General features: G+C 65.2%; 24 protein-coding genes and 1 tRNA gene. 15 read left to right on the top strand and 10 right to left on the bottom strand.

What is annotated here, in order from left to right; all coding sequences use genetic code 11:
- Positions 1-407 precede the first annotated feature (407 nt).
- From pstS to AC5Y49_RS05380, 11 genes are all read left to right on the top strand, one after another.
- Complete coding sequence (gene pstS / locus AC5Y49_RS05430) at positions 408-1,502, top strand: phosphate ABC transporter substrate-binding protein PstS (RefSeq protein ID WP_499884778.1); 1,095 nt, start codon at positions 408-410, stop codon at positions 1,500-1,502.
- A gap of 17 nt (positions 1,503-1,519) precedes the next feature.
- Complete coding sequence (locus AC5Y49_RS05425; RefSeq protein WP_499884777.1) at positions 1,520-3,505, top strand: serine/threonine-protein kinase PknD; 1,986 nt, start codon at positions 1,520-1,522, stop codon at positions 3,503-3,505.
- A gap of 21 nt (positions 3,506-3,526) precedes the next feature.
- Complete coding sequence (locus tag AC5Y49_RS05420) at positions 3,527-3,718, top strand: hypothetical protein (protein WP_499884776.1); 192 nt, start codon at positions 3,527-3,529, stop codon at positions 3,716-3,718.
- Positions 3,719-4,106: 388 nt separating this feature from the next.
- Entirely contained in the window at positions 4,107-4,451 is a 345-nt protein-coding gene (locus AC5Y49_RS05415) for an NADH-quinone oxidoreductase subunit A (RefSeq protein ID WP_499884775.1), read from the top strand.
- 251 nt (positions 4,452-4,702) lie between these two features.
- The gene (locus AC5Y49_RS05410; RefSeq protein WP_499884774.1) at positions 4,703-5,635 is read left to right on the top strand and encodes a hypothetical protein; all 933 of its coding nucleotides are present in this window, start codon (positions 4,703-4,705) and stop codon (positions 5,633-5,635) included.
- Positions 5,628-6,563 carry an NADH-quinone oxidoreductase subunit H gene (locus AC5Y49_RS05405; protein ID WP_499884773.1) on the top strand — a complete coding sequence of 312 codons (936 nt, stop codon included), beginning with the start codon at positions 5,628-5,630 and terminating at the stop codon, positions 6,561-6,563. The genes AC5Y49_RS05410 and AC5Y49_RS05405 overlap by 8 nt, the downstream gene beginning before the upstream one ends.
- A gap of 3 nt (positions 6,564-6,566) precedes the next feature.
- Entirely contained in the window at positions 6,567-7,130 is a 564-nt protein-coding gene (locus AC5Y49_RS05400) for an NADH-quinone oxidoreductase subunit J (RefSeq protein ID WP_499884772.1), read from the top strand.
- Complete coding sequence (locus AC5Y49_RS05395; protein ID WP_499884771.1) at positions 7,127-7,429, top strand: NADH-quinone oxidoreductase subunit NuoK; 303 nt, start codon at positions 7,127-7,129, stop codon at positions 7,427-7,429. Before AC5Y49_RS05400 ends, AC5Y49_RS05395 begins: the two co-directional genes overlap by 4 nt.
- A gap of 8 nt (positions 7,430-7,437) precedes the next feature.
- The gene (locus AC5Y49_RS05390; protein ID WP_499884770.1) at positions 7,438-9,285 is read left to right on the top strand and encodes a proton-conducting transporter transmembrane domain-containing protein; all 1,848 of its coding nucleotides are present in this window, start codon (positions 7,438-7,440) and stop codon (positions 9,283-9,285) included.
- 3 nt (positions 9,286-9,288) lie between these two features.
- Entirely contained in the window at positions 9,289-10,779 is a 1,491-nt protein-coding gene (locus AC5Y49_RS05385; protein WP_499884769.1) for a complex I subunit 4 family protein, read from the top strand.
- A 21-nt stretch (positions 10,780-10,800) separates the two neighbouring features.
- Complete coding sequence (locus AC5Y49_RS05380) at positions 10,801-12,198, top strand: NADH-quinone oxidoreductase subunit N (protein ID WP_499886248.1); 1,398 nt, start codon at positions 10,801-10,803, stop codon at positions 12,196-12,198.
- Between the two features lie 44 nt (positions 12,199-12,242).
- Here AC5Y49_RS05380 and AC5Y49_RS05375 read toward each other — a convergent pair whose 3' ends face one another.
- On the bottom strand, positions 12,243-13,082 hold the full coding sequence (locus tag AC5Y49_RS05375; protein WP_499884768.1) for a M56 family metallopeptidase: 840 nt from the start codon (positions 13,080-13,082) through the stop codon (positions 12,243-12,245).
- 11 nt (positions 13,083-13,093) lie between these two features.
- Positions 13,094-13,462, bottom strand: a complete 369-nt coding sequence (locus AC5Y49_RS05370) for a BlaI/MecI/CopY family transcriptional regulator (RefSeq protein WP_499886246.1) — start codon at positions 13,460-13,462, stop codon at positions 13,094-13,096.
- 106 nt (positions 13,463-13,568) lie between these two features.
- Between AC5Y49_RS05370 and AC5Y49_RS05365 the strand changes: the two genes are divergently transcribed.
- Positions 13,569-13,907 carry a hypothetical protein gene (locus tag AC5Y49_RS05365; protein WP_499884767.1) on the top strand — a complete coding sequence of 113 codons (339 nt, stop codon included), beginning with the start codon at positions 13,569-13,571 and terminating at the stop codon, positions 13,905-13,907.
- Between the two features lie 133 nt (positions 13,908-14,040).
- On the opposite strand, the gene AC5Y49_RS05360 is transcribed toward AC5Y49_RS05365, so the two are convergent.
- Both AC5Y49_RS05360 and AC5Y49_RS05355 read right to left on the bottom strand, forming a co-directional pair.
- Positions 14,041-14,610: a class I SAM-dependent methyltransferase gene (locus tag AC5Y49_RS05360; protein WP_499884766.1), complete on the bottom strand. Its 570-nt coding sequence runs from the start codon at positions 14,608-14,610 to the stop codon at positions 14,041-14,043.
- Between the two features lie 25 nt (positions 14,611-14,635).
- On the bottom strand, positions 14,636-15,328 hold the full coding sequence (locus AC5Y49_RS05355; RefSeq protein WP_499884765.1) for an adenylate/guanylate cyclase domain-containing protein: 693 nt from the start codon (positions 15,326-15,328) through the stop codon (positions 14,636-14,638).
- A gap of 56 nt (positions 15,329-15,384) precedes the next feature.
- On the opposite strand from AC5Y49_RS05355, the gene AC5Y49_RS05350 reads away from it, so the two are divergent.
- Positions 15,385-15,978: a TetR/AcrR family transcriptional regulator gene (locus AC5Y49_RS05350; protein WP_499884764.1), complete on the top strand. Its 594-nt coding sequence runs from the start codon at positions 15,385-15,387 to the stop codon at positions 15,976-15,978.
- Here AC5Y49_RS05350 and AC5Y49_RS05345 read toward each other — a convergent pair.
- Positions 15,968-16,273 carry a helix-turn-helix domain-containing protein gene (locus AC5Y49_RS05345; RefSeq protein WP_499886244.1) on the bottom strand — a complete coding sequence of 102 codons (306 nt, stop codon included), beginning with the start codon at positions 16,271-16,273 and terminating at the stop codon, positions 15,968-15,970. The two genes, AC5Y49_RS05350 and AC5Y49_RS05345, sit on opposite strands and share 11 nt — an antisense overlap.
- A 105-nt stretch (positions 16,274-16,378) precedes the next feature.
- Between AC5Y49_RS05345 and AC5Y49_RS05340 the strand changes: the two genes are divergently transcribed.
- On the top strand, positions 16,379-16,735 hold the full coding sequence (locus AC5Y49_RS05340; RefSeq protein ID WP_499884763.1) for a hypothetical protein: 357 nt from the start codon (positions 16,379-16,381) through the stop codon (positions 16,733-16,735).
- 263 nt (positions 16,736-16,998) lie between these two features.
- Here the strand turns inward: AC5Y49_RS05340 and AC5Y49_RS05335 are convergent, their stop codons facing one another.
- The 5 genes from AC5Y49_RS05335 to AC5Y49_RS05315 form a co-directional block, all read right to left on the bottom strand.
- The gene (locus AC5Y49_RS05335) at positions 16,999-17,244 is read right to left on the bottom strand and encodes a hypothetical protein (RefSeq protein ID WP_499884762.1); all 246 of its coding nucleotides are present in this window, start codon (positions 17,242-17,244) and stop codon (positions 16,999-17,001) included.
- A gap of 99 nt (positions 17,245-17,343) precedes the next feature.
- Positions 17,344-17,417, bottom strand: a tRNA-Met gene (locus AC5Y49_RS05330).
- Between the two features lie 74 nt (positions 17,418-17,491).
- Positions 17,492-18,028: a cupin domain-containing protein gene (locus AC5Y49_RS05325; RefSeq protein WP_499884761.1), complete on the bottom strand. Its 537-nt coding sequence runs from the start codon at positions 18,026-18,028 to the stop codon at positions 17,492-17,494.
- A gap of 162 nt (positions 18,029-18,190) precedes the next feature.
- The gene (locus AC5Y49_RS05320) at positions 18,191-21,178 is read right to left on the bottom strand and encodes a UPF0182 family protein (RefSeq protein WP_499884760.1); all 2,988 of its coding nucleotides are present in this window, start codon (positions 21,176-21,178) and stop codon (positions 18,191-18,193) included.
- Positions 21,179-21,269: 91 nt separating this feature from the next.
- The gene (locus AC5Y49_RS05315) at positions 21,270-22,292 is read right to left on the bottom strand and encodes a YlbL family protein (RefSeq protein WP_499884759.1); all 1,023 of its coding nucleotides are present in this window, start codon (positions 22,290-22,292) and stop codon (positions 21,270-21,272) included.
- Between the two features lie 112 nt (positions 22,293-22,404).
- On the opposite strand from AC5Y49_RS05315, the gene AC5Y49_RS05310 reads away from it, so the two are divergent.
- The gene (locus AC5Y49_RS05310) at positions 22,405-23,781 is read left to right on the top strand and encodes a zinc-dependent metalloprotease (protein WP_499884758.1); all 1,377 of its coding nucleotides are present in this window, start codon (positions 22,405-22,407) and stop codon (positions 23,779-23,781) included.
- Positions 23,782-23,806: the final 25 nt, after the last annotated feature.

The following is a 23,806-nucleotide window of genomic DNA, read 5'->3' as shown; positions in this document are numbered from 1 at the left end:
TCTCCCCCTTTCGGACCTGGCGGCCTCCACCGAAGTCGCGGACACCTACGCAGTCGTCATCGAAGGGACCGGTCACATGTGGCGATTAATGTCCGTGGCAGTAGCCATGTGTCAGCTAGCCTGTCGTTTGACGGGCTTGGCGGGAAGCCAGGTGTTGTTCCTTTGGCGACTAATAGGTTTCATGCGGTTTCAACCAGGATCGTCGACAAGCTGCCACGGACGCTACATTCGCCCGCGAAGTGGGATATCGCCGTGCAGCGGATTCTCAAATGATGGTACGGATGGATTTGTGCGGGTGGATCAGTCGCCCGCGTTCCGCCGCCCGTATGCTGACAACGAAGCGACGGACCGGCCTTGCTTTTACACCGCCTTCTAAACGCAACCTCCACTTGTGAGAGAGGAGTTCTGTGGGACTCACCCGAACTGGAGCCTTGAGCCTGCTAGTGGGCAGCGCACTGGTGCTATCGGGATGCGGTGGCGATACAAGCACCTCAGGATCGTCGGTCAAAGTGGACTGCGGCGGCAAGAAGGAGCTCGACGGCGCCGGCGCAACCGCACAACAGAACGCGATACAACGGTTTGTGTACGTCTATTCCCACACGTGCCCCGGTCACGCGCTGGACTATGCGGCGAATGGCTCCGGCGCCGGCGTGGAGCAGTTCATCGATCATGATGCAGATTTGGCGGGTTCCGGTGTGCCGTTGGACCCGTCGACGGGTCAGCCCAACAAGGCGGCGGCGCGATGCGGGTCCCCCGTGTGGGAGCTGCCGGCGGTGTTTCAACCGATCGCGGTCGCCTACCACATCAGCGGCGTGAGTTCGTTGAATCTGGATGCGCCCACATTGGCGAAGATTTTCAACGGCAGCATCACCAGCTGGGATGACCCGGCGATCAAGGCGCTCAATGCAGGAACCAACCTGCCCTCAACGGCCATTCACGTCATCTTCCGCAGTGACCAATCCGGTAACTCAGCCAACTTTCAGCAGTACCTCGATGCCGCATCCGACGGTGCCTGGGGTAAAGGCCACAGCGGGACGTTCCAGGGGGGCGTCGGTGCCGGCGCCGACGGCGATGACAACGTGACGGCGACCCTGCAGACCACCGACGGATCGATCACCTACACCGCGTGGTCGTTTGCGTTGGGCAAACAGTTGAACATGGCCAGAATCATCACGTCAGCGGGTCCGGAGCCGGTGTCGATCACTGCCGAGTCGGCCGGTAAATCGGTTGCCAGTGCCAAGATCACGGGGCAGGGCAATGACCTGGTGTTAGACACGTCATCGTTCTACAAACCGACGCAGCCGGGTGCATACCCGATCGTGGAGCCGACCTATGAGATCGTCTGCTCGAAGTATTCGGACTCCGAGACGGGAACCGCGGTAAAAGCCTTTATGCAGACGATAATCGGTCCGGGCCAACACGGCTTGGCGCAATATGGATCCATTGCGCCGCCGAACTGGCTCCAGTCGCGGCTAGCGACAGCGGTGAACGCTATCTCGTAATCACATAAAGGAGTTTGATGCCAAGCAGTGAGCCGGGTTCGCGGGCGGGGTCGCTTTTCGGGCATTATCGGCTGATGCGGCTGCTGGGTCGCGGCGGGATGGGCGAGGTCTATCAGGCCGAGGACACCCGCAAACGCCGGGTGGTGGCGCTGAAGCTGATCTCGCCGCAATTCTCCGCCGACCCGGTGTTTCGCGAGCGGATGCAACGCGAGGCCGACGCCGCGGGACGGCTGACCGAGCCGCATGCGGTACCGATCCATGATTATGGCGAGATCGGCGGGCAGCTCTATTTGGACATGCGGCTGATCGACGGCGCTTCGCTGCACAGCATGTTGACCGCCGATGGCCCGCTGGCGCCGGCACGGGCGGTAGCCATCGTGCGGCAGGTCGCCGCCGCGTTGGACGCCGCGCACGCCAACGGCGTGACGCACCGCGATGTCAAACCGGAAAACGTCCTGATCACTGGTGACGACTTCGCCTACCTGGTGGATTTCGGTATCGCCCGCGCCGCTGCCGACCCAGGGCTGACCCACACCGGGACGGTGGTGGGAACCTACAACTACATGGCCCCGGAGCGGTTCACCGACGGCGAGGTCACCTATCGCGCCGATATCTATTCGCTGGCATGTGTGTTGGCCGAGTGTCTGATCGGGTCGCCTCCGTATCAGGCAAACAGCATCGAACGGGCGGTCGGCGCGCATCTGACGAAGCCCGCGCCGCGGCCCAGTCAGCTGCGACCCGGGCAGGTTCCGGTGGCTTTGGATGCGGTGATCGCCAGAGGCATGGCGAAAAACCCCGACGAGCGCTACCACAGCGCCGGTGAACTGGCCACCGCCGCCCACGACGCACTGAACACAGCTGAGCAGGGCCAGGCGACCGCGATTTTGCAGCGTGGCGAACAAGCAACCCTGCCGGCCGATGCCAGGGATACCGGACGGGACAGCGCCGACGCCATGACCCAGGCCAGGGCGTGGTCACGACTGTCGAGCTCGCCCACCACCCAGCCCGGGTCGACACCGCCTGCCGCCAGCACTGGCGGTTGGCGCGGTCCGCCCAGCGCTCCGCCCTCCGCCAGCCCTGCGGGCGCACCGGACTTTAGTCCATCACCTGGCGCACGAGCAGAATCTCACCGCAAACGCAAGCGGATCCTCGTCGGCGCCGCCGCACTGCTAGTGATCGTCGCCATCGGCGTCGCGGGCTACCTGGTAACACGGGGACCGGAACCGTCCAGGTCGGCGTCCGGGCAAACCGAGCTGTCGTTCCCCGGGCTCGACTTCCCCTTCTCCCCGGGCGGGGTAGCGCTGGATAACGCCGGCAGCGTGTACGTCACCAGTCAGGGCATGTACGGGCGGGTGGTGAAGTTGGCTCCCGGGTCGAGCACCCCGGCAGTGCTGCCGTTCACCGGCCTTTACCAGCCGCAGGGGCTGGCGGTAGACGCCAACGGCACCGTGTACGTCGCCGACTTCAACAACAGGGTGGTGAAGTTGGCTGCCGGGTCGCAAACCCCGGCAGCGCTGCCGTTCACCGGCCTCAATTTCCCCCAAGGGGTGGCGGTGGATGCTGCCAGCAACGTGTATGTCGCCGACCGGGGCAGCAACAGAGTGGTGAAGCTGGACACCAGGTCGAACACACAGACTGATCTGCCGTTCACCGGCCTCAATCATCCAGATGGTGTGGCAGTGGACTCCGCCGGCACCGTCTACGTGACCGACTCCGACAACGACAAGGTGCTGAAGTTGGACCCCGGATCGAGCACCCCGACCGTGCTGCCCTTCACGGGCCTCACTGTGCCCTCGGGCATCGCGGTGGACACCGCCGGGGCCGTCTACGTGACAGACCACGAGGGCAGCAAGGTGGTGAAGCTGGATGCCGGGGCGAGCACTTCGACGGTGCTCCCGTTCACCGGCGATCACCCCGTGGCCGTGGCAGTGGACAACGCGATAAAGAAAGTACTTGTCGCCGACAACGGCACCGGCAAGGTGGTGGAGCTAGCGGCGGGCTAAACGCCCACTCTGGCGGGCCAGTTGGGCTTCGGCTTTCTCGCAGGTTTCGATGTCGACGACGCAGGGCTGCCGGTGATGGAGCTGCGGATCACCGGGACGGTCATCGTGCGGCGCAACCGTGAATCGGCAACTTCGCCGACGCGCCGCGATGCTTCGGCGCGGGTGAGACGCAGCCGTTCGGCCAACGCAAAGGGCGGTTTGCCGCACCATTAGAAGGGTTTGGCCCGAAAGCCAGGCCAGCCGACGCGACAAACCCCACGCCGTTTGCATTATCGATACCCCGACAGGGTATTGTACGACTGAGCGAGTAGTACGTATCAGCCCAGGAGGGGAAATGACATCGGTGGCACTGCGAAGCGTCAACCATCCTGTTGCGCGTGCGATTGCACGTTGTGCGTTGATGTGTACGTTCGGCGCGGTTCAACGCCACGATCGGCCCTCGGCGACCGCCCAGTGTGGCCGAAAATCACAATGCTGAGGTGTGCAACGGCCGCCCGGTATCGCCGCGAACCTCACCGGCGGCGGTGGGCGTTCGGGAGCCGGCGCTAATAGGCGTCGACATCGCTTGACTGCGGACAACTAAACGGAAATAGGAGCCGCGATGTATGCGGGCGTGGCGTGGATGCTGGCGGGCAGCTTGGCTGTGGTCGTGGGCGTCTACGCTTTGCACCGACTTACTGCGGCGAGTCCGAACGTACTGACAATACTGCCGTTCCAGTCCGGGTGGCTACCGGAGCAGCACGCATTGTCGCGCTATCACGTGCGGTGGTATCTGGCAACGCTCGTCTTTCTCGCCTTCGACGTCGAGATGCTGTTCATGTACCCGTGGGCGTTGGTGGTCGCGAAAATGGGTGCCACCGCAATCACCGAAATGTTCCTGTTTCTGGCGGCGCTGCTCGTGGCCGTGGCGTGGGCATGGCGCGAGGGCGCACTGCGATGGGTGTGACGCGGCTGTTGGCCCGATGCGGAGCGCGGCGCGCACACGTTCTCACCGTGGAGACGCCCGGGTACTGGGTGGTGCGCACCGAGGCCGACCGCCGACTTCGTGCCCGTGGATGGTGTGCGGCTACATCACCGGCCGACGCCGACGTGTTGGCAGTCTGCGGCGTGCCCGGGCCCGAATTGAGCGAGGCGATCGACCGAGTCTGGGATCAGCTACCCGGGCCCCGTGTCCGTATCGACGCGCCCGATTCGGAAATGGTGGAGTCGGCCCTGGATCGGGCCGCCGTTCAGTTGCTCGATATCGATATGCACCGCACCGATGCTCGTGAACGCGCTCAGTCTCCAAACTTGAGCGCTGATCATGACAGCACCGATCACAGCGGCCACCACCAGATGAGCCACGGCGGCATGGAGCACGCTGAGCACGAGCATATGGACCACAACGTCGCCACCCACGACGAGCACAGCCAACACCAGCACATGCACCACGGCGACATGGACATGGCGCCGGCTGGAATTGCACTGGCCGAAGGCGGCGACGACCGCGACGGCTTGGAAATGGACGTGTTGCATGTGCGACTCGGGCCGGTGCTCTGCTACTGGCCCGCAGGATTGGTGCTGCGGTGCTCGCTGCAGGGAGACGTGCTCGCGGAGGCCGAGGCGTGGGTCGTGGATAGCAAACCTCCTGATGAAAATCGGCACTCAAAAGACCACAATGACGCGGCGGTGGTCGCGGCGCGACAGTGCGACCACGTCGTTGACGTGATGGCGCTGGCAAGCTCGCCGCGCGCGGCGGCGATCGCTCGCGCGGCGCGGGACGCGCTCCTGAGCGAAACGGACCTCGACCACGCGGAGCTCCTGCTCGACACTCTGCACGGCAAGCTTCGCCGGTCTCGAATGCTGCGTTGGTCGTTGCGCGACGTCGCATCGTTGACCCTCGAGGACTGCGAGCGCCTTGAGTTGCCCGCCGCGCTGGCCGGCGATTGTTACGACCGCCTGCTCACGCGGGTCGACATGGCGCGGCAGGCGCTTTCGAATCCTCTTGAAGTCAACCAGTCTCGCGCGATTTCAACCATGGCTGTCGGCGCAGTGCCTCATCTGGTAGGTGGCCTCGACCTTGCGACGGCTCGACTGGTGATTGCCAGCCTTGGTATCGACACGACACCCGCGGGCGGTCGCCATGGTTGACGTCTCGATCACGACGGTGCCCGGGGTGTGGGGGCTGGCCGGGGCGGCGTTGGTGATGGGTCTCGGCCTTTATGCGGCAACTCTCGACGGTGTGCTCACTGCCCGCGGTACCGGGGTGCGTGCGCGCGGTGGGAGGACAGCGGTTGTTGAGGTCGCTCGGCTGATGCGCCAACGTCGCCGCACCACCGTGGCTGCCGACACCTTGCTATGGCGGATCGGTGGTGCCGGACTGATCGTTGTCGCGTCGCTGATGGTGACGGTGGTACCGCTCGGGCGCTGGACACTGTTCGATTTCGATGTCGGCGTGGTGTGGTTCAACGCGATGGATGTGATGGTGTGGGCGTTGGTGTGGCTTGCCGGTTGGGGTCCCAACTCCGCGCATTCCCTGGTCGGGGGTTATCGCTTCCTGGCCCACGGACTGGGCTACGAGCTGCCGCTGATGTTCGCGCTCGTTGCGCCGGCCATCGCCGCCGAGAGCCTTCGGGTGGCCGATGTGATCACCGCTCAGCACGGGTTGTGGTTCGTCGTGTGGATGCCGATCGCCTTCGTCGTGTATTGCCTTGGTGTGGTGGCGTTTTCGGTGTGGGGTCCGTTCAGCCCGGCGCTCGGCGCAGATATCGTCGGCGGTGTCACCGCCGAGTTGTCCGGCGTGGACCGGCTGGTTTTCCAGGCCGGCCGCTACGCCCTGCTGGCCGCCGGTGCCGCGTTCGCGGTGCCGATGTTCCTCGGCGGTGGCGCCGGCCCGCTGTTACCGGGTTGGGTGTGGGTCTTGCTCAAGACCGTTGCGCTGCTGTCGGTGTTCGTGTGGTTACGCGGGCGGGTTCCGGTTTTGCGGCCCGACAAATTCATGGAGATCGGCTGGCTGGTGTTGTTGCCGCTCACCCTCGTCCAAGACCTCGTCGTGGCCGTTATCGCAGTGAGGAGTTGACACATGATCGTTGACATCGTGTTCTGGGTCGCCGCCGTGATCGCGGTGGGGGCCGGGGCCGCGGTCTTCATCGTGGATTCGATGGCCCGGGCCACCTACGCGCTGGCCCTCTCATTCGTTGCTGTCGGTGTCGCGGTTTTGCTGTTGCAGCAGAACTACATCGGCGTGGTGACCATCTTGATGATGGTGATGGAGATGGCGGTGATGGCGGTCTACATGGTGATGTTCATGGGCATGAACCCGGCGCTGATGCCGATGAGCATGGTGCACGACAACCGACGGGCACTAGCCGCCGCCGTGGGAACGTTTATTGTGCTGGCCGCGGGGATTCTACTGACTGACTGGCCGTCCCGCCGCGGCACACCTCCGCCGGACGTCACTGTCGCGCTCGGGGAGGACGTGATGGGCCCGAAGATGCTGGCCATGGCGGTGATCAGCCCGGTGATGGTGGCCACCATCGTCGCGGGGATCGTCCTGGCGGCCGACCGCAGCCGCTATGACCGCTTCGGCGACGACCTCAAGCACAGACCCGCCCGCGATCCACAGCCGGGCGGAGTGGGGCGATGACACTGCAAACCGTGCTGCTTGCGGCAGCGGCGATATTCAGCGTCGGACTCTACGGCGCGCTGTCGCAGCAGGTCGTGGTCATGGTGATGATGGGCCTGGAGTTGATGATCAACGCGATCATCCTTGCCGCGGGCGGGGTTTGGTGGTTTCTGGTACCGGCACCGGCCGGGCAGGTGCTGCTGCTGGTGATCATCGCCGCCATGACGGTGGAGATGGCGATGGGATTCGCGGTCGCCACATTGCTGCATCGAGACCGCCGGGCCGACATGACCGACACGGCCGCCGACCTGGCCGGATGAACGGGGCGATGACACCGGCGCAGCTGGCTCTGTGGCTGCTGATCCTGATTCCCGCCATAAGCGGCGCAGCATTGCTGGTTGCCCGCCGTGCGGATCGGTTGGGCGGCGCGATGTCGGTAGCGACGGCGGCGGTCGTGGTGGCGCTGTCGATCGCGGTGGCGGTCACTCGTCCGGCGGTCAGCGTGTCGTTCGTCGCCGGTGCGCAATTCGCGTTGTCCGTAGACAGCCTGGCGGCGGTGGTGGTTCCCGCCGTCGCGGTGGTGACCTTTCTGGTGCTGGTGTTCGCCGTCGGGGACATTCGCGAAGCCGCGGGCCGATTCCACGGTTTAATGCTGTTGTTCGCCTCCGCCGCGGTGTTGACCGCCACCGCCGCGACGCTGCCGGCGCTGCTGCTGGCCTGGGAGGTGATGGGGGCGGCGTCCTATGCGCTGATCGGATTCTGGTGGCGCGACGAGTTTCGGGTGTCGGCCGGGCTCACCGCGTTCGTCACCACCCGCACCGCCGACCTCGGGCTCTATCTCGCGGCCGGGGCCGCGCTGGCCGGTGGTGCGGGTCTGGCGCTGGCGGATCTGCCCAACGCAAGCGCCGTGTGGCGCAACGTCATTGCGGCCGGGGTGCTCGCTGCAGCGCTCGGTAAGGCGGCGCAGCTGCCGTTTTCGTTCTGGCTCTCCCGTGCGATGGAGGGTCCCAGCCCGGTCAGCGCGTTGCTGCACTCCGCGGCGATGGTAGCCATGGGCGCCTACCTGCTGCTGCACACCGAGCCGTTGCTGGCAGCCACGAGGTGGGCCGCCGAGGTCGCGGCCTGGACCGGCGCGGCGACCGCGGTGCTGCTGGGTGCTGTGGCAGTGGCCCAGCGTGATCTCAAACAATTGCTCGCCGCTTCCACGGCCGCACAGCTCGGGTTTGTCGTGATGGCAGCCGGTGTGGGCGCGGTCAGCGGCGGCACCGCGCAACTGATCGCGCATGCATCTACCAAGGCCGGGCTGTTTTTGGCCGCCGGCGTGTGGCTGTCGCTGCTGGGCACCAAACAACTCGACAAGCTGCGCGGGGTGGCTCGACGATGGCCGCTGGTCGGCTGGTCGGCCACCGTGTGTGCCGTTGCCCTGGCGGGAATTCCGCCGCTGTCGTTGTGGGCGACCAAGGACGCGGTGCTGGCGGTTGCGCTCGATCACTCCCCCGCCCTGTACGTGGCCGGATTCGTCGCCGCTGCGCTCTCGGCGGCCTACGCGGCGAAGATCCTGGTTGCCGTGTGGCGCATGCCGTCGGTGGATCACGACTTTGCTGAAGAATCCGACCGGCGGAAAACCCACGCGGGCAATACGTTTCAACAACTACCTGTTGTTGTGCTGGCCCTCGGCGCCGCAGTGGCGGGGGTGTTGGCATTGCCGCCGATCTTCCCGGCGTTGAGCCGGGTTCTCGATAACGGGCCCACGGCACACGCGACGGTGCTCGAGCTGGCGGTATCGGCGCTGGTGGCGTTTTTGGTCGTGGCGGCGGTACTGCGCTGGGGGGCGCCCGAGCCGCGGTGGGCCGCTGACTGGATGGGCCTTGAACGGGCCGCCCATGCAGCAGTCGTGCGGCCGACGATCCGAGTGGCTGACCTGCTGGCCCGGTTCGACGATCGGGTGCTTGATCAAGCCGTGCACCGGATTGCGGCCGGCTCGCTGCGGGCCGCAAGGCGGGCGGCCGGCGTCGATGACCGCGGCGTCGACGCGGCGGTGGAGGCGGTCGCGGCGCGGATGCGTCGGCTGGGTGACCTGGCGCGCAAACCACAGACTGGTCAGTTGCACCAGTATTATCTCGCGGCTGTGGTGGTGCTGGTGTTGGGTGTCGTGCTTCTCGTGGCGGTGAGGTGAATTATGCTGAGTCTGATCGTCTTTCTGCCGCTGGCCGCGGCGCTGGTTGTGCTGGTCTTACCGCGCGGCGGTGATGCCGCGGCCCGCTGGCTGTGGGTCCTCGTCACCAGCGTGGATTTGGCGCTGACCGTGCTGGTGTGGGCACGCTATGACACGCCACGCCCGAACGGCCTGGCCTTCGAGGAGTGGGCCCGGTGGATCCCGGGCGTCAACAGCAGCTACCACCTCGGTGTCGACGGATTGTCGCTGCCGCTGGTGGTGATGACGTCGGTGATCTTCCTGGCGTGCGCGCTCTACGCGCTGCGCAGCCGCGACCGGCCGCGGCCGCAGGCCGCGCTGTTCTTGTTTCTGCAAACCGTAAGTCTGGGTCTGTTCGTCGCCGCGGATTTGATCCTGTTCTTCGTGTTCTTCGACTTGTCAATCGTCGCAATGTATTTCGTGATCGCCGGTTGGGGCCACGGCGACGCGGGCCGCTCGGCGCTGAAGTTCTTCCTGTACACGTTCCTGGGTTCGCTGGCGCTGCTGGTCGGCTTCATCGGCCTGTACATCGGTTCCGAACCACATACGTTCGACATGGTCGAAATCGCAGCCACCACACCGTTGGCCGGGAGCCCGCTCGCCGGTGGCCTGGTTCTGGCGGCGATCCTGCTCGGCTTGGCGGTCAAGACACCCACGGTTCCGTTCCACACCTGGCTGCCCCCGGCGCACACCGATGCGCCGGCCATCGGCTCGGCGGTGTTGGCCGGGGTGCTGCTGAAGATGGGCACCTACGGGTTCGTGCGGATCGCGATGCCGATGCTGCCGCAAGCCTGGCGCGCTTGGGCATGGCCGATCATCGTCGTCGGCATCGTGTCGGTGCTCTACGGGGCGCTGGTCGCGTTGGCGCAGACCGACTTCAAGCGCATGGTGGCCTACACGTCGGTGAACCACATGGGCTACATCGTGTTGGCGCTCGGCGCCGCCGGCCTGCTCTCGGTGAACACTGCCGACGCGCGCGCGGTCGCGGTCACCGGTGCGGTCACGCAGATGGTCAGCCACGGCCTGATCACCGGCGCGTTGTTCTTGCTGGCCGGGGTGTTCTACGACCGCGCAGCCAGCTACGACATGGACGCTTATGGCGGTCTGGCTGCGCCGGCACCGAAACTGGCCGCGCTGTTCGCGGTCGGGGCGTTCGCCTCCCTTGGGCTGCCGGCATTTTCCGGGTTCATCGCCGAATTCCAAGTTTTCGCCGGCAGCATCGCCGCGGCTCCGGTCACAGCGGTCGCATTGCCGGGCATCTTGATCACCGCAGCGCTGTTTCTGCGTGCGCTGCAGCGTATCTTCACCGGCGACACGCGGGGCGACTCGCGTAGCTTCACCGACCTGTATCCATCCGAAACGATCTCTGTGGCAATACTTCTGGTGTTGTCTGTCGCAATCGGCGTGTTCCCACGACCGCTGCTGGATCTGATCGAGCCGGCCGCCCACGCACTCATCGGCCTGGTCGGGAGATAGCCGGTGAACGCCGAGACCGGGATGCGGCCGCTGCTGATGCTGCCGGAGATGCTGATATTCGCCGGCGGCCTGATCGTGTTGATCGGCGGCTCGTTTACGCCCAGGCACCGGCAGTGGTGGATGCGCATCGTTGCCGCCGCGGCTCTCTGCGCGGCCATTACCGTCGCTGTAGTCGGCATGACGGCGTCAGATCAGACCGCATTCGAGGGCACCTTCGCCCTCGATACCGCTACCGGGCTGGCGCGGATCGCGGCCGCAGTCGGAGTACTGATGGTCCTTGCGGTGGCCGGCGACGAAATCAAAGGAGCTGCCCGGGAAAGCGAGACCTATGCCCTGCTACTGTTTTCCGCCACCGGCATCCTGGTGCTGGCCGGTGCCGACGACCTACTGGTCCTGATAACTGGATACCTGCTCGCCAGCATCCCACTCTACGGGTTGATCGGGCTGCTGCGCTCGCCGGCGGCGGCCGAGGCGGCGATGAAGACCTACCTGCTTGGCGCCTTGTTCGGCATCACGCTGATGCTCGGTGTCACCGTCCTCTACGGGGTCACTGGAGTCACCCGCTACGACCAACTCGCCGCCCGGCTCGCCGACGCACCGGTTATTGCCGTCGCGGCCGGCCTAGTCGCCGTGCTCGCGGGACTGATGTTCGAAGCCGGTGGCGTGCCCGGACACTTCTGGGTTCCCGACGCGGCCCAAGCGACCAACGGAACAGCGGCCATCTTCTTGACCACGGTGCCCAAGATCGGAGCACTCATCGCGCTGTACCGGCTGGTCACCGTCCTGCCCAACACCGTGGCCTGGCCGCTGCTGATCGCCGTATTCGCCGTCGCCAGCATGACGTTGGGCAACCTGGCCGCCTACTGGCAACCTGATCCGCGGCGACTCTTGGGTTGGTCGACCGTCAGCCAGGTCGGCTATCTTCTCGTCCCGATCACGGTCGCTCACCGCAGCGATCTTGCGCTGCCGTCGTTGCTGTTTTATCTGGCCGGCTACACCCTGACGAACAGCGCGGCATTCGCGGTCAGCACCGCGCTGCCGCATTGGCGTGACCTCAACGCTTACCGCGGTCTGGCTCACACCCGGCCCTGGCTGGCCGGCGCGGTTGTGGTGGCGCTGCTCGGTCTCGTCGGCACTCCGCCGACGGCTGTTTTCGTCGGAAAGCTCACCACCGCCACCGCCGCGTGGGACGGCGGTCAGGCGTGGTTGGCCGTGGTGGTGTTCGTCAACAGCCTGATCAGCCTGTTCTATTACCTGCGATGGATCATCCCGGTCTTCCAACGGCCCGAACACGAAACCGGTACGACGCCCGAGAGATGGTCCACAGGAACCGCGATCCTTGCGGCCGGCTTAAGCCTTGCGCTCGGCATCGCAGCCGGTCCCATGTGGGAACTGCTCGCGGCAGCGTCGATGAGGTGACCGACGAACAGCAAAGCGCGTTGTGCGTACACGATTTTGGATCGTCAAGCCATCCCGAGCGCTGCCATGAGCGGACACCCCAGGATCAACCCGAGCAGCCCAGCGGCTGGGGCCAAGGCGACAAAGGTGATGGCAAAATGACGGCGGTAGCGTCGCGGTGGTGGATGCAGGAGCCATACAAGGCGTTCCGGTGCGCCAACGAGTCCGGCGCCCAGGGCGCCCGCAGGGGCGGGCGCCAGTGCCATAAGCGCGCTGGCTAGGGTCTGCCGGTGGTGGCATCGGGCGGCGGCTGCGTCGGCGCACAGCTCGGTCGCGTCACTAATGCGCTCGGCGGCGCGGCGAAAGAACGGCAGCCACCACATCACGGCGGCAACCGCCTGGACGGCTGCCCGTAGCTGGGCATGCCGTTGGCGCAGGTGCGCTCGCTCGTGGGCGAACGCTGCCTCCAGTTCAGTGGAGCTGAGACGGTCGTGAGCGCCGGTTGTGGCGACAATGAGGCATGGGCGTCCGGGAAGGCAGTACACCAAGGGCATCGGGGAGTCGATCAGGGCAACGGGGTTCTGCGCCGCAAGGCCCGGCCTAGAGCGGGCGATGAGGCGGACGGCGTCGGCGTGGTTTCGGGCCCGACGCATGATGCGCTGGTAACGCAACCATATTCGGCCCGCCAATACCATGATCGGCACAGCGACGACCACCGCGATGAGACCACGACCTGCGGCGGCAATGGCCAGCGGTATCGCCACCACCGCACCTAGCGCCGTGACTACGGTCCATAACCACGCCGCAAGCCGCACCGCTGGGTGCGTGCCAGGGGTGAGCCGGTCCAGCCCGGCTGGCACCACCGACACGCTCAGCAGAACGATTGCCAGGACACACGCCACCATCGGCATGAGGCCTATGCCCGTCGTCTCTTGTAACGCTGCCAGACAGCCTGCAGGCCGCGGGCTTCTTCCGTCGTCATCTGCGAGACGAAATGCGTGAAAACAGCCTCATGGTCGGTCGCTGCCGCCAACACGTCGCGCATGAGCCGGGCGGTGTATTCCTCACGACTCCACACCGGCCGGTAGTGAAACGCCCTCCCGACGCGTTCGCGGGTGAGCAGACCTTTGCGGTAGAGGTTCTCCATCACCGTCATCACCGTGGTGTAGGCCGCATCCCGCTGCAACGCGGTGACGACGTGCCGCACGGTGGTGAGCTGCGCGTCGTCCCACAGGACAGCCATGATGTCGGCCTCGAGTTCACCGAGGCCATACGTGTCTCGTATCCGACCGCTCGTCATGACGGGCAGTCTACTTCGAAACTTGTCATGCTACTATCCTACTTAGTAGCTTAGTATCCAGATCGTTCCGCCCCGGAAAGGTAAGCAACCAATGACAGAAACCACCCCCGCCACTTCCACGCCAACCGGCCCGACGTGGACCCGCTGGCTTTACCCGGCCCTGGCCATCACCGGTATTGCGGTCGGGATATTCGTCATCTTTGCGGGCTTGTATTTGCTTTTCGTGCATCCGAACTGCTGCGCTGGCATGAAAGCCGATATGCCGTGCTGTGCTGAGATGAAAGAGGACATGAAAAAAATGATGGGTGAGATGGGCGGGATGAAGAGCATGCCCAACATGCCGTCCATGCCCAACATGCCATCCATGTCCCCGATGCCATCGATGCCGATGTCGCCCATGCCCATGCCCATGCCCACGCCTGGGCGGTAAACCGTCAAGGTGTCGGATTGCTGCTGGCAATCCGTCCCCGGAAGCCGCTGCGGCTCTACGCCGGGTCGACCGCAGCGATCCTGAGGCGCATCGCGAGGGTGATCTGGCCGGCGGTCATGACGCACTCGGCTCCTTAGTAGCGAGTAGCGGTGAATCGGACGAGGAGCGGATTTTCTCGCACATGCAAGCTGCGGACGGGGAGCTGGTGCAGTACTGGTTCGAGCGCACCTCGACGGATGAGCCGGTGCGGTGCGCCTTCAAGCCGGTGCAAGGTGCGGGTCTGCCACGAGGACAGCAGGTCGTAGCCGATCAAGATGCCGCCGGGGGTGAGGACGCGCATCGCCTCGGCGAGGACTTTTTCCCACGTGACGGTGTGATGCAGCATGATGAACGTCAGCACGATGTCAAACGTGTTGTCGCCAAAAGGAAGTGCGTTGGCGTCAGCCTGCCGTGCGGTCGCGCGGGCACCGAATGACCTGAGCCGTCGTGCACCAGCGGCGACCATGGCGTGGTCGTAATCGGTGACCGTCACCCGGGTGTCTGGATGGGCCCTCAGGACTTCGGCGGCCATGGCGCCGCTGCCGGCGCCGATCTCCAGCACTTCCCCGACTGGTTCGATCCCTTGTAGCGCCCAGGGCAGCACTCGGCGGGTCACCGCCCGCCAGGGTCCGCTGCGGCAGAACGCGGATTCGATTGCGGACATGCTTGGCACGACTCTTGGCCTCGCTTTACTTTTCGGCAGCGTAGCGCTCTGGGCGAAGTGCGAATTCCGAGCGGCAGGCGGCGCCGCAGAACCAGTAGTCGCGGCCTCGGTGATGTAACCTCCCGGCCGCGTTTGTGCTGGCGACCTGCATCCGGCAGACCGGGTCGATCACCGTACCGATGACCTTGGCGCCGACGTCGATGTCGTAAAGCTCTACCAGCGCTATAACATTCCGCAAGTCGACTGGACCCAGCGCGGTGACGGCCGCGCCGGCACGACGCGCGGTTTCCGCGACGTCACCGGTAGCGAGCAGCTGGCCGCCGCGACCATGCGCGGCCACGCGGGCAGCGACGTTGACCGTGGCTCCGAACCAATCCTGACCGCGCGCGACCGCAGGCCCGTGGTGCAGACCGGCGCGTGGAGCGGGTAAGCCCGTGCCGCTGGTGCACTTCGCGAAGATGCGCCGAACGCCGGCGATCGCGGTCCTCATCGTGGCGAACCGCACCATGACGGCGTCACCGATGGTCTTGACCAGTTGATCGTCGGGGGTCAACGACGCGGTCACGATCGTCTCGAACCGGTCTACAACAGCGACCGCCTCCCGGTCACCGTGGGCACCGGTCAGTGCGGTGAACCCGGCCAGGTCGACGAACCCGAACGTCCACGCGGATTCCGCGGTCGTGTGTATTTCCTGCTTATGCCAACGGCGAACGGGCAATGTGATACTTGGTACGCTCGTATATGAGACAGCCATATCTCAACTATGCTGTGTGCATGGCCCAGAGTCAAGACATGCCCGTCACCAACTCAGATGTCGATCCACGCCTTCTCGACGCGACCGCCGCCGCCATCGCCCGCTGGGGCTTGGCCGAGACGACGCGGGAGCGCATTGCCGCCGAAGCCGGAATGTCGCGGGCAACGATCTACCGACGCGACGTCACCCGCGATCAACTCGTGGCCGCGCTCACCGCGCGCGCCGCCCAGACATTCCGCACAGCAATCTGGCCCGCGCTCACTGGACGGGGCACCGCAGCTGAACGGCTGCGCGCCGCCCTCGAGGCGATGTGCACTGCTGCCGACGAACACCTACCGTTACTCGCCGGAATGTTCCTCGCCCACGGCGAGGCCTTCCACCGATCCGGGCCCAACGCCCTCACTGTTGACGTATTCGCGGAACCGCTCGAACGCCTACTTTTGGACGGCGCCGCGGATGGAACGCTGCGACGCGTGCCGGAGACTGTCACCGCCACCGTGCTGTTCAACATGGTCGGTTGGGGCTACATTCACCTGCGCGCCAGTCACGACTGGGACCCAGAAACCGCCCGCCGCAGCGTCATCGAAATGGCCCTACACGGCGTCAGTGGCTGATGAGGAATGTGGAGCAGCCATGGGCCACGACCGATCTCGCACACTCGATCTCTGATAGCGACACCCTTCCACACGGCGTCCATACCGGCAGTGGACGACCAGATGACGCGGTCGAGCAGAGCGCAGCAGCTGTCACGCCGAACTGGTCAGCGATGTCGAAAAGCCGTTCCACCGACACGTTTCGCTCACCGGCCTCTACGCCTCGAAGAAAACCCCGGTTGATGCCGATGGCTGCGGCCGCGGCAGTTTGTCTCTCCCCCGCAGCTTCCCTCAGCTGTCGGATGTTCGCACCCAGTCGTTCGTGCCGGCGGCGCGGCCGACCTTGTTGATTATATGTCGCAGCGGGCGTCGTGCGGCCCCTCCACTATGTAGGCGTCGAAGCGAGAGCGCGCTCGGCTGCGTGCGCGACCAGCAACTGGTCAAGCGCTACGAGACCGAAGGCCCCGCGGCGTTTGAACCACATTCCCGCCGACCACACCACAGCCCGCAGGCGGTCGACACCGTGGTCGAAGACAAGATCGTGCGGCTGCGCAAAACCCCTGACCAAACAGGGCTACGACGCCGGCGCGGCCACCATCGCCGCACACCTCAAACGCGACCGGACCGTCACCAATGTGCCCGCGGTATCGACCATCTGGCGGATCCTGACCCGCCGCGCTTCGTGGCCCCCCAACCACACAAACGACCCCGCTCGGCCTGGAAACGCTTCTGCGCCCAACAACCCAACCAGCTGCGGCAAGCCGGCACCACCCACTGACAGCTGGCCGATCACACCCCGGCAGAAATCCTGAACATCCTCGACGACCACTCCCGCGTGGCCATCGCCAGCCACGCCCGGCTGGTCACCACCGGCCCCGACGTCGTTGACACCTTCACCGAGTCCTTCACCCGATGGGGCATACCCGCAGGCGCGCTGAGCGACAACGGCGCCATCTTCACCGCCAAACAACGCGGGCAGGGACGCACCGCCCTAGAAATCACCCTGGGCGAACTCGGCATCAAATACCGCCATTTACGGCCCTACCAACCCCAAACCTGCGGCAAGGTCGAGCGTTTCCACCAAACACTTAAAAAAACACCTCCGAGCCCTACCCAGCGGCTACCACCATCCGCTACAACAACCGTCTGCACCACATCGGCCTGTCCAAACACCTGCGCGGCACCAAAGTCACCGTCCTCATCGACGACCGCGACATCCGCATCATCGACCACAACACCGGAGTGCTCATCCGCAAACTCGTCCTCGACCCCACCCGCGACTACCAACCCCGCGCCGTCAAATGCGGAAACCCACCCGAAAACAAGCCGCCCATGTAAACAATGCCCCGGGACACCTGTCAACGGTGTCCCGGGACATCACACTAGTAGCGGGGACAGGATTCGAACCTGCGACCTCTGGGTTATGAGCCCAGCGAGCTACCGAGCTGCTCCACCCCGCGACGGGTGAATACCAGGTTACCGAACCCTGCTGGGGCAACCAAATCGCGGGGCGTCGGCGCGCGGCCGGATGCGCTCAGTGTGACGGCGGCTTCAGCCCGTATCGCTGCGCAATGTCGTCCATCCAGGCGGGCGACCCGTAGGTCAGCCCGTATTTGTCGGCGAGTTGGCCGAACTCGGGCAACTCGTGCAGCACCTTGCCGACCGGATCGTTGGCGTGGTCGAGGAGCAGCTCACCCAGCTCGCGGAAGTAATTCTCGAACCCGCCCGGCGTGATGATCTCGACGATGCGACCGGGTTCGCTGCCGGCGTTCCACATGGCGTGCATCTGCCCACGCGGCTTGGTGATGTAGCCGCCGGGCCCGAGGACGACTTCACTGTCGTCGGAGCGGAAGCCGATCTCGCCTGCCAGCACGATCGAATGCTCGTCCTCGCGGGTGTGCCGGTGCGCCGCAGTGAGCAGGCCGACCTCAAACGGGTGCTCGACAATCGACACCTCGCCGCCGTTGGTCTTGCCGGACAGCTTGAAGACCGCTCCAAAGCCAGGCAGGGCAACGTAATCCCCTTCCCCAGGCTGGACAACGGTGACTCCGATTTCGCTCGCGTCCGCCATCTGGTGTTCCTCCTTCTTCAGAACCCAACTGTCGTGGCCCATTGTGCGGCTGAGGGCGGCGATCCTACGGCGCGGTTCCAGCCGTCTTTCCCACAGAATCTGACACGTGCAGCGGCCTATCGGGCGGGCCGCTTGTTGCGCGATGTGGGGCTCGCGAAGAAGCTACTTGGCGTTGTTGAACTTGCTGATCGCGTCGTCGACTCGCTGCAGCGCCGCCCCGTAGGCGGCGAAGTCGCCCTTCTTCTGCGCGTCACGCGCTGCGCTGATAGCCGCTTGAATCTCTCTCAGCGCGGCGGACTTTGCCGGAGACAACGGCGTGGCGGCGTTCGGCGCGGGCGGAGCTGCGGCGGCTGGCGGCTCCGTCGCGCCCGGCACCGACTCGGCCGGCGGCTCGGTTCCCGCTGACGAGCTGGCGGGGGCGCCCCCGTCAGTGGGCGCGATCTCGGTCGCGGTGTCACCGGCACCGGGCCCGAACAGCCCCGTCAGCGCATCGCTGACGGTCGGCCCGTATCCGATTTTGTCGTTGTACATCATCGCCACCCGGATCAGCCGCGGATACGACGAGGCGGCGTCGCTGGCGCCCGGGGAGGCGTAGACCGGTTCGACGTAAAGCAACCCGCCCTGGGCCACCGGCAGCGTCAGCAGATTGCCCCAGCGGATGCGGTTCTGGTTGTCGCGACCGATGACCCCGAGGTCTTGGGACACTGCGGTGTCGGTGGTGATCGCGTTGTTGGCCAGCTTCGGCCCGTTGACCTGGCCCGGGATGGTCAGCACGGTGATCTTGCCGTAGGTCGCCGGATCGGAGCTGGCGCTGATGTAGGCGGCGAGATAGTCGCGCTTGAACCTGTTCATCGCGCTGGTCAACTGATACGACGCCGAATTATCCCCTTTGGCAAGGTTTTTCGCGACGATGTAGTACGGCGGCTGATAGCTGCTGGCCGTCGGGTTCGGGTCCAGCGGCACGTCCCAGAAGTCGGACGTGGAGAAGAACGTCACCGGGTCGTTGACGTGGTACTTGGCCAGCAGCATCCGCTGCACCTTGAACAGGTCCTCGGGGTAGCGCAAATGGTCGGCCAGTTCCGGTGTGATGTCGCTCTTCGGCTTGACCGTGCCGGGGAAGACTTTCATCCACGCTTTGAGCACCGGATCCTGCTCATCCTGCTGATACAGCGTGACCGTTCCGTCGTAGGCGTCGACGGTGGCCTTCACCGAGTTGCGGATGTAGGAAACCCGCTTGTCGGGCAGCAGTCGGTTGAACGCCACCTCGTTGGAGTCCGCGGTGGCCGACGACAGCGACGTCAGCTCGGAATATGGGTAGTTGTCCAACGTGGTGTAGCCGTCGATGATCCACACCAGCCGCTTGTTGACGATCGCCGGGTACACCGCACTGTCGGTGGTCAGCCACGGCGCGACCGCCTCTACCCGCTCGGCGGGGTCGCGGTTGAACAGGACCTTGCTGTTGGAGCCGATCACGTTGGAGAACAAGAAGTTTCGCTCAGCGAACTTCGCGGCAAACACACTGCGTGAAATCCAACTACCGATCGGCACACCGCCACTGCCAGTGTAGGTGTAGTTCTTGGTTTCGGTATTGGTCTCGTAATCATATTCCCGGTCGGCACCGGTGCGTCCGACGATCGCGTAGTCGGCAGGCGTGTCGGAGATGACCGGACCGTAGTACACGCGCGGTTGATCCAATTGCGCCGGACCGTCGGAGACCACACCGCCGTTGGCGCCGACAACGTTGACCAGAAATTCCGGATAGCCGCCGTTTTGGTTGGGGTCGTTGGCGATACCGCGAACGGTGTTCGCCGGTGAGGCGATGAACCCGTTGCCGTGGGTGTAGACGGTGTGCCGGTTGATCCAGTCGCGCTGGTTGTCGATCAGCCGGTCCGGGTTGAGTTCGCGCGCGGCGACGACATAGTCGCGCAGATTGCCGTCGTGGTCGACGTATCGATCGATGGACAGTTGGTCGGGGAAGAAGTAGAAGTTCTTGCCCTGCTGGAATTGAGTGAACGCGGGGCTGACGATCGTCGGGTCGAGCAGTCGAATGTTGGACGTGGTGGCGCGATCGGAGGCCACCTGTTCGGCGGTCGCCCGGGCGTCGCCGCTGTAGTTGCGGTAACTCACCACGTCCTCGGTCAGGCCGTACGCATGCCGGGTTGCGGTGATGCTCCGACCGATGTATTCGCTTTCCTTTTGCGCGGCATTGGGTTTGACACTGATCTGCTCGATGATCAGCGGCCAGCCGGCGCCGACGATCAACGACGACAACAGCAATAGCACCAGCCCGATCGCCGGAATCCGCAAATCTCGCAGCACAACGGCGGAGAACACCGCAGCAGCGCAGATCAGCGCGATCGCCAGCAGAATCAGCTTGGCGGGCAGCACCGCATTGATGTCGGTATACCCGGCACCGGTGAACGGCTTACCGGCGCGGGTGTGCGACAGCAGTTCGTAGCGGTCCAACCAGTAGGCGGCCGCCTTGAGCAGCACCAGTACCCCGACCAGGCTGACCAGTTGGATTCGTGCCGAGCGGCTCAGTGCGCCGGTGCGCCCGGACAGCCGGATACCGCCGAAGATGTAGTGCGCCACCAGATTCGCCAAAAACGCTAGGAACATCGCCACAAACAGATAACCGACCAGCAGCCGGTAGAACGGCAGGTCGAAGGCGTAGAAGCCAAGGTCCTTGCCGAATTGCGGATCCGCGATTCCGAAATCGCCGCCGTGCAAGAACAGCTGGATGCGTACCCAATAGGTCTGTGCGATGACGCCGGCCAGCAGGCCGATCATCACTGGGATCCCGATTCCGATGACCCGCAGCCGCGACATCACCACGGTGCGATACCGCGCCACCGGGTCGTTGCCGTTGCTGGGCACGAACACCGGCCGGGTGCGGTAGGCCGCCGCCAGCCCGCCGAACACGATGCCGCCGACCAGTAGCCCCACCACCAGGAACACCACCAGCCGGGTCACCAGCACGGTCGTGAACACCGACCGGTATCCCAATTCGCCGAACCACAACCAGTCGACGTAGGCGTCGATCAGTCGTGGGCCGACCAACAGCAGCACGATCACTGCCAACGCTATGGCAATCAGAATCCGGCTGCGCCGAGTAAGCTTCGGCATTCTCGCCGTGGGCCGCATCCCCACTAGTTACGCTCCCTGGTCACCGTTGACAGTGGCGACCACAACTGTACGCACCGGCTCGCCTGCGGCCGTTCCGGCTGCGTCGTCGCTCGGGCTAGCAACTCGGCGGCTGCGCACCGGAGGCCACCGCGTGCAGCGCGTCCACGGCCTGTCCGAGGTTGTCGACCTTCACCAACTCCATCCCGGGCAGCTGGTCCGATCGTGCCTCGTAGCAGTTCTTGGCCGGCACCAAAAACACCGTCGCGCCGGCCGCCTTAGCGGCGATCATCTTGTGGACGATCCCACCGATGGGCCCAACCTTGCCTTCGGCGGTGATGGTGCCGGTGCCCGCGATGAACTTCGAGCCGGCCAGGTCACCGGTGGTGAGCTTGTCGACGACGGCCAGGCTGAACATCAGCCCGGCCGAGGGCCCACCGACGTTGGCCAGGTTGAAATCAACCGCAAACGGCGCCCACGGTGCGTCCAGAACCGAGACGCCCAAAAAGCCATAACCGCGATCGGGGTTGCTGCCCAGCGTGATCCGCGCGGTGCCGGGAGGCGCGTTCTTGCGGCGGAAGTCAATGGTCACCTCTTGGCCGGCTTTGGTTTTCTTCAGCAGCGACGTGAACTGCTCGACCGTGGCGACCGGGGTGCCGTTCACCGCGTCGAGTGCATCGCCGATCTGCAGCTTGCCCATCGACGGTCCCGGGTCGCTGACGGCCGCCACCGTGACCGCTTCCGGATACTTCAGATAGCCCAGGGCCGCATAGGCGGCGCTGTCCTCGGATCGCTTGAAATCGGCGTTGTTGTCCTTGTCGATCTCGTCTCGGGACTTGCCGGGCGGATACACCAAATCGCGCGGCACCAGTTGTTCTTGACCGGAAAGCCACAATGTCAGCGCCTCGCCCAAGCTCAGGCCGTCGCGCTGCGACACCGTCGTCATGTTCAGATGACCCGACGTCGGGTGCGTCTGGGTCCCCTGGATGTCGACCACCTGCTTGCCGTCGACCTCGCCGAGCGTGTCGAAGGTGGGCCCTGGCCCCAAAGACACATACGGCACCGTCACCACCGCCAGCAGCACACCGAACGCCACGATCGGCACCAACGCGACGACCAGCGTCAGAATCCGCCTGTTCACGCCGCCTACCCTAATCTGACCAGGCTGTCCGACCCGCGCAAGCCGGGCGGGCCCACGCGTCGCGGCCAGTTCACTGAGAGCGTGACCGCCGAAGGCCCGCCACGATTCACCGATGGGTACCGTTGGGGTCATGGCTGACCTGCCTTTCGGGTTTTCCGCTGGCGATGACCCCGACCGCGACAAGCGGGGAAAAGACGACGCCGGCTCAGCTGACCCGTCGGGTTTCGGCGGCGATTTCGACATGGCCGACCTGGGTCAGATCTTCACCCGCCTGGGGCAGATGTTCAGCGGCGCCGGCACCGCGACGGCCTCCGGCAAGTCGGCCGGCCCGGTGAACTACGAGCTGGCCCGGCAACTGGCGTCTAACTCGATCGGTTTCGTGGCGCCGATCCCGGCCTCGACCAACTCGGCGATCAGCGACGCGGTGCACCTCGCCGAGACCTGGCTGAACGGGGTGACCTCATTGCCGGCCGGCACCGCCAAAGCCGTCGCCTGGAGCCCCAACGACTGGGTCGACAACACCCTGGAGACCTGGAAGCGGTTGTGCGATCCGATGGCCCAGCAGATCGCCACGGTATGGGAGGCGGCGCTGCCCGAAGAGGCGAAAAGCATGGCCGGGCCACTGCTATCGATGATGTCGCAGATGGGCGGTATGGCGTTCGGCTCACAGCTGGGCCAGGCGCTGGGTCGGTTGTCCCGCGAAGTGCTGACCTCCACCGATATCGGTTTGCCGTTGGGCCCCAAGGGAATAGCAGCCGTGCTGCCGAATGCTGTGGAATCCTTTGCCGCCGGGCTCGAGCAGCCGCGTAGTGAGATCATGACGTTTCTGGCGGCCCGCGAGGCGGCCCATCATCGGCTGTTCAGTCACGTCCCATGGCTGCCCAGCCAGCTGCTTGGCGCCGTGGAGGCTTACGCCAAAGGCATGAAGATCGATATGGCCGGAATCGAAGATCTGGCAAAGGATTTCAATCCCGCGTCGTTGACTGACCCAACAGCTGTGGAAGAGCTGCTGACGCAGGGCGTATTCGAACCCAAGGCAACACCGGAGCAGACCCAAGCACTCGAACGGCTGGAGACACTGCTGGCCTTGATCGAGGGTTGGGTACAGACCGTGGTGATGGCCGCGCTGGGTGACCGCCTGCCCGGTGCTGACGCGCTCGCCGAGACGCTGCGCCGACGCCGAGCCACCGGCGGGCCCGCCGAGCAGACGTTCGCCACGCTGGTCGGTTTGGAACTGCGACCCCGCAAGCTCCGGGAAGCCGCCGTGCTGTGGGAACGTCTGACTCAGGCCGCTGGCGGGGATGCCCGCGATGGAGTGTGGCAGCACCCCGATCTGCTGCCCGCCTCGGAAGACCTCGACGAGCCAGCCGGATTCATCGACCGAATCATCGGCGGCGACACCAGCGGTATCGACACTGCGATCAATCGGGCGATCAGCGAATTCGAGCGTGGCGCCGATCCCGGCTCCGACGGCCCTGTGGATAACTGAGCCAACGCGGCGCCTCGGCGTGGCA

The organism is Mycobacterium sp. NGS62 (genome assembly GCF_059812285.1).
This window is presented reverse-complemented; position numbering and strand designations above follow the sequence as displayed.

What these genes read in the sequence shown, in the direction of transcription:
- AC5Y49_RS05375 (WP_499884768.1), bottom strand. Translation starts at nt 13,082, where the DNA reads ATGGTGGCGTGTGTCCTGGCAATCGTTCTGCTGAGCGTGTCGGTGGTG.
- AC5Y49_RS05380 (WP_499886248.1), top strand. Translation starts at nt 10,801, where the DNA reads ATGCGGCCGCTGCTGATGCTGCCGGAGATGCTGATATTCGCCGGCGGC.
- AC5Y49_RS05425 (WP_499884777.1), top strand. Translation starts at nt 1,520, where the DNA reads ATGCCAAGCAGTGAGCCGGGTTCGCGGGCGGGGTCGCTTTTCGGGCAT.
- AC5Y49_RS05350 (WP_499884764.1), top strand. Translation starts at nt 15,385, where the DNA reads ATGGCCCAGAGTCAAGACATGCCCGTCACCAACTCAGATGTCGATCCA.
- AC5Y49_RS05410 (WP_499884774.1), top strand. Translation starts at nt 4,703, where the DNA reads ATGGTGGAGTCGGCCCTGGATCGGGCCGCCGTTCAGTTGCTCGATATC.
- AC5Y49_RS05400 (WP_499884772.1), top strand. Translation starts at nt 6,567, where the DNA reads ATGATCGTTGACATCGTGTTCTGGGTCGCCGCCGTGATCGCGGTGGGG.
- AC5Y49_RS05390 (WP_499884770.1), top strand. Translation starts at nt 7,438, where the DNA reads ATGACACCGGCGCAGCTGGCTCTGTGGCTGCTGATCCTGATTCCCGCC.
- AC5Y49_RS05415 (WP_499884775.1), top strand. Translation starts at nt 4,107, where the DNA reads ATGTATGCGGGCGTGGCGTGGATGCTGGCGGGCAGCTTGGCTGTGGTC.
- AC5Y49_RS05385 (WP_499884769.1), top strand. Translation starts at nt 9,289, where the DNA reads ATGCTGAGTCTGATCGTCTTTCTGCCGCTGGCCGCGGCGCTGGTTGTG.
- AC5Y49_RS05365 (WP_499884767.1), top strand. Translation starts at nt 13,569, where the DNA reads ATGACAGAAACCACCCCCGCCACTTCCACGCCAACCGGCCCGACGTGG.
- AC5Y49_RS05360 (WP_499884766.1), bottom strand. Translation starts at nt 14,610, where the DNA reads ATGTCCGCAATCGAATCCGCGTTCTGCCGCAGCGGACCCTGGCGGGCG.
- AC5Y49_RS05310 (WP_499884758.1), top strand. Translation starts at nt 22,405, where the DNA reads ATGGGTACCGTTGGGGTCATGGCTGACCTGCCTTTCGGGTTTTCCGCT.
- AC5Y49_RS05395 (WP_499884771.1), top strand. Translation starts at nt 7,127, where the DNA reads ATGACACTGCAAACCGTGCTGCTTGCGGCAGCGGCGATATTCAGCGTC.
- AC5Y49_RS05325 (WP_499884761.1), bottom strand. Translation starts at nt 18,028, where the DNA reads ATGGCGGACGCGAGCGAAATCGGAGTCACCGTTGTCCAGCCTGGGGAA.
- AC5Y49_RS05405 (WP_499884773.1), top strand. Translation starts at nt 5,628, where the DNA reads ATGGTTGACGTCTCGATCACGACGGTGCCCGGGGTGTGGGGGCTGGCC.